General features: G+C 72.2%; 9 protein-coding genes. 1 reads left to right on the forward strand and 8 read right to left on the reverse strand.

All coding sequences use genetic code 11. The features are described from left to right. Positions 1-56: 56 nt before the first annotated feature. From ACYVDA_RS19670 to ACYVDA_RS19685, 4 genes are all read right to left on the reverse strand, one after another. A complete protein-coding gene (locus ACYVDA_RS19670) occupies positions 57-395 on the reverse strand; it encodes a P-II family nitrogen regulator (protein WP_460820210.1) in 339 nt (112 codons plus the stop codon). A 12-nt stretch (positions 396-407) separates the two neighbouring features. Beyond that, positions 408-1,802, reverse strand: coding sequence for an ammonium transporter (locus ACYVDA_RS19675; protein WP_460820211.1), 1,395 nt, complete (start codon positions 1,800-1,802; stop codon positions 408-410). Between the two features lie 121 nt (positions 1,803-1,923). Next, entirely contained in the window at positions 1,924-2,262 is a 339-nt protein-coding gene (locus ACYVDA_RS19680) for a P-II family nitrogen regulator (protein WP_460820212.1), read from the reverse strand. Beyond that, positions 2,259-3,587, reverse strand: a complete 1,329-nt coding sequence (locus tag ACYVDA_RS19685) for an ammonium transporter (RefSeq protein ID WP_460820213.1) — start codon at positions 3,585-3,587, stop codon at positions 2,259-2,261. The genes ACYVDA_RS19680 and ACYVDA_RS19685 overlap by 4 nt, the downstream gene beginning before the upstream one ends. A 260-nt stretch (positions 3,588-3,847) precedes the next feature. Here ACYVDA_RS19685 and ACYVDA_RS19690 point away from each other — a divergent pair, with 260 nt between their 5' ends. Next, positions 3,848-4,447, forward strand: a complete 600-nt coding sequence (locus tag ACYVDA_RS19690) for a TetR/AcrR family transcriptional regulator (RefSeq protein ID WP_460820214.1) — start codon at positions 3,848-3,850, stop codon at positions 4,445-4,447. 30 nt (positions 4,448-4,477) lie between these two features. On the opposite strand, the gene ftsY is transcribed toward ACYVDA_RS19690, so the two are convergent. The 4 genes from ftsY to ACYVDA_RS19710 all read right to left on the reverse strand — a co-directional run. Continuing rightward, positions 4,478-5,629 carry a signal recognition particle-docking protein FtsY gene (ftsY, locus tag ACYVDA_RS19695; protein ID WP_460820215.1) on the reverse strand — a complete coding sequence of 384 codons (1,152 nt, stop codon included), beginning with the start codon at positions 5,627-5,629 and terminating at the stop codon, positions 4,478-4,480. An 85-nt stretch (positions 5,630-5,714) separates the two neighbouring features. After that, complete coding sequence (locus ACYVDA_RS19700) at positions 5,715-5,912, reverse strand: hypothetical protein (RefSeq protein ID WP_460820217.1); 198 nt, start codon at positions 5,910-5,912, stop codon at positions 5,715-5,717. An 80-nt stretch (positions 5,913-5,992) separates the two neighbouring features. Next, complete coding sequence (locus ACYVDA_RS19705) at positions 5,993-6,457, reverse strand: acyl-CoA thioesterase (protein WP_460820218.1); 465 nt, start codon at positions 6,455-6,457, stop codon at positions 5,993-5,995. Positions 6,458-6,541: 84 nt separating this feature from the next. Then, positions 6,542-7,636 (reverse strand): AAA family ATPase (locus ACYVDA_RS19710; protein ID WP_460820219.1); only part of this gene is annotated, 1,095 nt, incomplete at its 5' end.

The following is a 7,636-nucleotide window of genomic DNA, read 5'->3' on the forward strand; positions in this document are numbered from 1 at the left end:
CCGCACCGGGCGGTCCAGCGGGACGCCGCCCATCGGATCGCCCATCAGGTCGCCCATCAGATCGCGGAGCCGTCCCGGTCACCGGTGCGCACGCGCACCACGGTGTCGACCGGGGAGATCCAGACCTTGCCGTCGCCGATGCGACCGGTCTGGGCGGCGCCCACGACGGCCTCGAGGACGGCCTCGGCGTCCTCGTCGTCCAGGACGATCTCCAGGCGCACCTTGGGCACCAGCGCGATGTCGTACTCCGCGCCCCGGTAGACCTCGGTGTGGCCCTTCTGCCGGCCGTAGCCGCTGACCTCGCTGACGGTCATGCCGGTGACGCCGACCGCCTCCAGGGCGGTGCGGACGTCCTCCCACTTGTGGGGCTTGATGACGGCGGTGAGGATCTTCATGGGTCCAGCCTCTCAGTCACGGTGCTCGGGTGCGGCGAACGGCCCGCTGGTGGCCTTGGGGAGATGGGGGAGCTGCGATCCGTGGCTCACGCTGCTGCGGGCGCCGGCCGTCGCGTGGAGGTCGTACGCCGTCTCGGCGTGGACCACGAGGTCGATCCCGGTGACCTCGTGCTCCTCGTCGATCCGCAGCCCCATCGTCCGGTGCACGACCCAGGCGATGGCGCCGGAGACCACGAAGGCGTAGACCAGCACGACCGCGGCGCCGAGCACCTGCTTGCCCAGCTGGGAGACCCCACCGCCGAGCAGCAGGCCGTCGACACCGGTCGGGGCCGCGCTCGAGGCCAGCACCCCGATCCCGATAGTGCCGACCAGCCCGCCGACCAGGTGGACGCCCACGACGTCGAGGGAGTCGTCGTACCCCCAGCGGTACTTCAGGCCCACGGCCAGCGCGCAGACCACCCCGGCGACCAGGCCCATCACCAGGGCCCCGAGCGGCGTCACCGAGCCGCCGCTGGGCGTGATCGCCACCAGCCCGGCGACCATCCCCGACGCGGCGCCCAGGGAGGTCGCGTGCCCGTCGCGCAGCCGCTCCAGGGCCAGCCAGCCCAGCGCCCCGGTCGCGCCGGCGCAGGTCGTGGTCACGAAGACGACGGCGGCGACGTGGTCGGCGGCCAGGGCGGAGCCGGCGTTGAAGCCGTACCAGCCGAACCACAGCAGGCCCGCGCCGAGCATGACCAGGGTCAGGTTGTGCGGGCGCATGGGGTCCTTGCCGAAGCCCACCCGCACCCCGACGACCAGCGCCAGGGCGAGCGCCGAGGCGCCCGAGGTGATCTCGACCGGCATCCCCCCGGCGAAGTCGATCGTGCCGACGGTGTTGGCCAGCCAGCCCCCGCGGTGGCCGGGCCGGTCGGCGTCGAAGACCCAGTGCGCCACCGGCGCGTAGACCAGCAGCGTCCAGACCGCGACGAAGACCAGCCAGGCCCCGAAGCGGGCGCGGTCGGCGACCGCGCCGGAGACCAGGGCCCCGGTGATCACGCAGAACAGACCCTGGAACACCGCGAACAGGATCACCGGCACCCCCAGCCAGCTGCGCGTGCCGGCGGCGACCAGGTCCGAGAGCCCCAGGTGCTGCAGCGGGTCGCCCAGCAGCCCGCCGCCCACGTCGTCGCCGAAGGCCAGCGAGTAGCCGACCAGCACCCAGACCACGACGATCACCGCGAGCGCGCCGAAGGTCATCATCATCATGTTCAGCACGCTCTTGGAGCGCACCATCCCGCCGTAGAAGAGCGCCAGGCCCGGGGCCATCAGCAGGACCAGGGCGCACGAGGCGAGCAACCAGGCGGTGTCGCCGCTGTCGGTGCGGGAGGCCGCGGCCAGGACGACCGCGGGGGTGACGGGGAGGGTCATGGGGGCACCCTGCCGACGCGCGCGGACGGCCGCGGCCACGTCCCACGACTCGGACAGCACGGGAGGGAGCTGTCGGAGCGCGGGCGCGGCCGCGGCCGTCACGGACGAGGTGGACCTGGGGCTAGATCGCCGCCTCGTCGCGGTCGCCGGTGCGCACCCGGACGACCGTCTCCACCGGGGACACCCAGACCTTGCCGTCGCCGATCCGGCCGGTCTGCGCGGCCTTGACCACGATCCCCGAGACGTCCTCGACGTCCGCGTCGTCGACGATGATCTCGATCCGGATCTTGGGCACCAGGGCGATGTCGTACTCCGCGCCCCGGTAGACCTCGGTGTGGCCCTTCTGCCGGCCGTAGCCGGAGACCTCGCTGACGGTCATGCCCGTCACGCCGAAGGCCTCCAGGGCCGAGCGGACCTCTTCCCACTTGTGCGGCTTGATGACCGCGGTCACGAGCTTCATGCGTTGACCCCCCGGGCCTCGACGGTGGACTGGGCCAAGGCGCTCGGCACGCCCTTCGAGCCGCCCCCGAGGGAGGCGAAGTCGTAGGCGGTCTCGCCGTGCTCGGCGAGGTCGATGCCGTCGTTGACCTCGTCCTCCTCGCTGATGCGCCAGCCCATGGTGAACTTGATGGCGAAGCCGATGATCGCGGTGGTGACACCGGACCAGGCGATCGCGACGAGGGCCCCGAGGACCTGGGCGCGGAGCGAGCCGAAGCCGCCGCCGTGGAAGAGCCCGTCGATGCCGCCGGCCCCGGACTTGACCGAGAACAGACCGATCAGGACCGTGCCGACGATGCCGCCGACGAGGTGGACGCCCACCACGTCGAGGGAGTCGTCGAGGTTGAACTTGAACTTCAGTCCCACGGCCCAGGCGCAGACCGCACCGGCGATGGCACCGATGGCCAGGGCGCCGACCACGTCGACGGCCCCGCAGGCGGGGGTGATCGCGACCAGGCCGGCCACGATGCCGGAGGCCGCACCCAGGGTGGTGGCCTTGCCGTGCAGGAGCCGCTCGATCAGCAGCCACGCGAGCATGGCGGCCATGGTGGCGATGGTGGTGTTGAGGAAGGTCCGCCCGGTCTCGCTGTAGAACTGCGCCACGTTGGCCGCGGCGCCCTTGGCGGTGCTCCAGTCGTCACCGAAGACGATCGAGCCGACGTTGAAGCCGTACCAGCCGAACCACAGCAGGCCGGCGCCGATCATGGTCAGCGGGAGGCTGTGGGGGCGCATCGGGTCACGCTTGAAGCCGACCCGCTTGCCGATGATCAGGGCCAGCACCAGGCCGGCCACACCGGCGTTGATGTGGACCGCGGTGCCACCGGCGTAGTCCTGGGCACCGATCTTGGTGCAGATCAGGGCCGAGTCGGTGCAGCTGAAGACCATGTGGGCCAGCGGGAAGTAGGACAGCGTCACCCACAGGGGCAGGAAGACCATCCAGGCCGAGAGCTTGACGCGGTCGGCGATCGCGCCGCTGATCAGCGCCGCGGTGATCACCGCGAAGGTCAGCTGGAACATCACGTAGATGTAGTTGTCGGGCGTCACGCCCTTCAGGCCGAACAGGTCGAACGGGCTGTTGAAGAAGGTCCCGTCGCCGCCGAAGGACATCGACCAGCCCCAGAGGACCCAGATGATCCCCACGACCCCCATCGAGATGTAGGACATCATCATCATGTTGAGCACGGACTTCGCCCGCGTCATGCCGCCGTAGAACAACGCCAGGGCCGGCGTCGTCATCAGCAGCACCAGCGCGGTGGCGATCAACATCCACGCGTAGTAGCCATCCATGGAACCTCCAGGTGAGTTTTCTCAAGCCGCGGGGGGTGAGAGTCGGTCCACGTCGGCGTGCCCGGTGAACCCCGCTGGGGCAGAAGGATGCTCACAGGAGGTTTCGGGGGTCGCCCGCCCCTGTTTCGGTTGTGTGACAAGCAACCGGCGTCCGGTTACGAGTTCGTGAAATCGGTCTATTTCGGAAAAGACACCCAGGTCAGACATAGGCCTCCATACTTGGCGTCGTGGAAGCGAGAACCGTCCGGACAGGGGTGACCATGGGTGCGACCGCTGTCCCCGAGGTACGTCGCAAGCGCGGCCGGCCTCGGGATCCCGACGCCGACGGGCGCATCCTGGCCGCCGCCTCGTCGCTGATCCTGCTGCGCGGGTTCGACGCCATGACCGTCGACGAGGTGGCCAGCACGGCCGGCGTCGGCAAGGCCACCGTCTACCGCCGGTGGTCGCGCAAGGAGGACCTGGCGGTCGCCGCGATGGAGCAGCTCTACCGCGACGAGATGCCCACGCCCGACACCGGCTCGCTGGCCGGTGACCTGCGCGAGCTGTTCCTGTCGGTGCTGTCCTTCGTCGGCTCCCCCGCCGGCCTGGACCACATCCGGACCACGGTCAAGGAGTCGATGCGCGACGGGCGCATCGCCGAGCTCTACCGCCAGGCCAACGAGCGCGCCGCCGCCAACGCGACGACCGTGTTCGAGCGCGGCCTCGCCCGCGGCGAGGTCCGCGACCAGGCCCACGTCGAGGCGGCAGGCCAGTTCCTGGGGTCCCTGGTGGTCTCGCGGGCGGTCAGCCGCCAGCCGATGCCCGGCCTCGACGAGGTCGACGCGCTGGTCGAGTTCGTCCTCAACGGCATCAGCAGCTGACCTCCGCACCCCGCTCGCGCGGGGTCGCCCTCAGCTCGGGTCGAGCAGGGCGTCCACGAAGGTGGCCGGGTCGAAGGGCGCGAGGTCGTCGGCCCCCTCCCCCAGGCCCACGAGCTTGACCGGTACGCCGAGCTCGCGCTGGACCGCGACGACGATGCCGCCCTTGGCCGATCCGTCGAGCTTGGTCAGCACGATGCCGGTGACGTCGACGACGTCGCGGAACACCCGCGCCTGGACCAGACCGTTCTGACCGGTGGTGGCGTCGAGGACCAGCAGCACCTCGGTCACCCGCGCCTGCTTCTCCACGACACGCTTGACCTTGCCCAGCTCGTCCATCAGGCCGGCCTTGTTCTGGAGCCGGCCGGCGGTGTCGATGACGACGACGTCGACGCCCCGCTCGACGCCGGTGCGCACCGACTCGAAGGCCACGCTGGCCGGGTCGGAGCCCTCGGGACCGGTGACCGTCTCGACGCCCACGCGCTCGCCCCAGGTGCTCAGCTGCTCGGTGGCCGCCGCCCGGAAGGTGTCGGCCGCGCCCAGCACCACGGACTTGTCCTGGGCGACCAGCACGCGGGCGATCTTGCCGACCGAGGTCGTCTTGCCGGCGCCGTTGACGCCCACGACCAGGACCACGCCGGGCTTGCCGTCCTCACCGGTGACCCCGATCCGCCGGTCCATCGACGGGTCGACCAGGGTGATCAGCTCCTCGCGCAGGACCGCGCCGGTGGTGGCGGGGTCGTTGCCCTCCACGCGCATGCGGGTGCGCAGCCGCTCGACCAGCTCCTGGGTGGGGCCCACGCCGATGTCGGCGGTGATCAGGGTGTCCTCGATCTCCTCCCAGGTGTCCTCGTCGAGACGGTCGCGGGAGAGCAGGACCAGCAGGCCGCGTCCCAGGCCCGACTGGGAGCGCGACAGGCGCTGGCGCAGCCGCACCAGGCGGCCGGCGGTCCCCTCGGGGCGCTCGAGGGTGGGGGCGGCCGGAGCCTGCTCGACCGGGGGCTCGAGCAGGTCGGTGGAGCCTCCCGGGGGTCGCTCCTCGGTGATCACCCCGCCGGGGTCGCGGCGCGGGGCCTGCGGCGGGCGCGGCTGGCGCCGCCCGTTGAGGAACGCGACCGAGCCGACGGTCACGCCGATCACCAGCAGGACGACACCGAGGATGACGAAGATCAGGATGCTGCTCATGTGGGCGATCCTGCCAAACGATCACGACGGCCGGCACGGCCGGTGCGTGGTGGGGCCCGGGTGGGCCCGCCGGGTGGGACCGGGGTCAGCGCCCCGCGTCGACGCGCGGGCGGTCCTGGTGCTCCTGGCCCAGGGTCGGCAGGGCGTCCACCCCGCGGCGCAGGGCCTCGCCCACGCGGGGGGTCAGGGGGGTCTCCTGCCCGCGGTAGGGGTAGGCGGCGTACACGATGACGGCGGACGCGAGCACGAGGGCCAGCGCCAGCACGACCACGATGGTTCCCATCAGGGAGCTCCTTCGTCGGGGAAGAGTCGGGCTCGGAGGTGCCCCCGGGCGCACCGAGGACGTCGTCCAGTGAAGCAGGCTCAGCCCCGTGGACCCAGCAGCGGGGTCACCGCGGCGCGCACGACGTCGGGCACCGGACGCACCGCCCGGCCGCCGCCGGTGTTGTCGACGTACACGTGCACGAACCGCCCCTCGGCCGCCGCGAGGGCCCCCTCGCCCTCGGGGTCGCCCTGGAACAGGCCCACCCGGTAGACCACCGAGGACGTCCCGACCCGGTCCACGACCAGGCCCAGGTCGACGGGCCGCGGGTAGCCGATCTCGGCGAAGTAGCGGCAGCCGACCTCGGCCACGACCCCCACGGCGTCCAGGCCCCGGATGTCGACCCCGGTCGCCTCGGCCAGGTGGGCGTTGACCGCGGTGTCGATCAGCTCGAAGTATCGGGCGTTGTTCATGTGGCCGTAGACGTCGTCGTCGGCCCACCGGGTGGTCGCGACCCGCCAGACGGCGTACGACGCTCGGGTGGGCCGGGGTGCTCGCTCGCTCACCCCTCCCATCCTGCCGGGGCACCCGGCCCGGACCGACGGCGGGCCCGGGCGGGACCAGGCGGTACCGGGCAGGATCGGGCGGGTTCAGGCCGGCTCGGGCTCGCGCAGCCGCTGGCTGATCACCGCGGAGACGCCGTCGCCGCGCATGGTCACGCCGTACAGCGCGTCGCCGACCTCCATGGTCCGCTTCTGGTGGGTGATCACCAGCAGCTGGGAGTTCTCGCGCAGCTCCTCGTAGATCTGGAGCAGGCGGCCCAGGTTGGTGTCGTCCAGGGCGGCCTCGACCTCGTCGAGGATGTAGAACGGCGAGGGCCGGGCCTTGAACAGCGCCACCAGGAAGCAGACCGCGACCAGCGAGCGCTCCCCTCCGGAGAGCAGCGAGAGCCGCTTGACCTTCTTGCCGGCCGGGCGGGCCTCGACCTCGATGCCGGTCGAGAGCATGTCCTCGGGATCGGTGAGCACCAGCCGGCCCTCCCCACCGGGGAACAGCCGGGTGAAGGTCGCGTCGAAGGCCCGGCTGACGTCGGCGTAGGCCTCGGTGAAGACCTGCTCGACCCGGTCGTCGACCTCGCGGACGATGTCGAGCAGGTCCTTGCGGGTGCTGCGCAGGTCCTCCAGCTGCTCGGTGAGGAAGCGGTGCCGCTCCTCCAGCGCGGAGAACTCCTCCAGGGCCAGCGGGTTGATCCGTCCCAGCTGGGCCAGGGCCTTCTCGGCCGCGCGCAGGCGGGCGGTCTGCTCGCCCCGGTCGTAGGGATAGGTCTCGGTCACGTCACCGCCGGCGTCGTCGGGGTCACCGCCCGTGTCCGTGCTCGCGTCCAGCCGCGGGATCGGGACGTCGGGGCCGTAGTCGGCGACCAGCCCGTCGGGGTCGAGCCCCAGCTCGGCGAGCGCCTTCTCCTCCAGCTGCTCGATGCGCATCCGCTGCTGGGTGCGCGCGACCTCGTCGCGGTGCACGGTGCTGACCAGCTCGTCGAGCTCGCGGCCGAGGTCGCGCAGCCGCACCCGGGTCTCGCGCAGCTCCTGCTCGCGTCCGGCGCGGGCCTGCTCGACCTCGCCGCGCTCGGCGGCGGCGCGGGCGACCGACTCCTCCAGGCGCACCAGCACCTGCGCCACGGCGCGTCCGACGGCCTCGCCGGCCGCGGCCTCGCGGGCGAGCTGCTCGCGGCGCGCGGCCGCACG

The sequence above is a fragment of the Nocardioides korecus genome (genome assembly GCF_054778395.1).